The organism is Belnapia sp. AC561, from assembly GCF_979252845.1.
Genome location: NZ_CEEDBP010000446.1, coordinates 1 through 241 on the forward strand (window position 1 = coordinate 1; position 241 = coordinate 241).

The window sequence follows — 241 nt, forward strand, 5'->3', positions numbered from 1 at the left end:
TGCCAGCACTTCGCCGACCAATTCCGGGTCGAGCGCCGAGGTTGGTTCGTCGAACAGAATCACGTCGGGCTGCATGGCCAGGGCCCTGGCGATGGCCACGCGTTGCTGCTGGCCGCCTGACAAGCGCCGGGGATACGCATCCTCCTTGCCCGCCAAACCGACCTTCGCCAGCAGCGCGCGGGCCCGTTCAACCGCGGTGGCGCGCGCTTCTTTTTTCACCACCAGCGGCCCTTCGATAATG

1 protein-coding gene is annotated in these 241 nt (G+C 66.4%); it reads right to left on the bottom strand.

Translation table 11 applies throughout. The features are described from left to right. Positions 1–241 (bottom strand): ATP-binding cassette domain-containing protein (locus AC0IW9_RS31795; protein ID WP_471652267.1); only part of this gene is annotated, 241 nt, incomplete at both ends.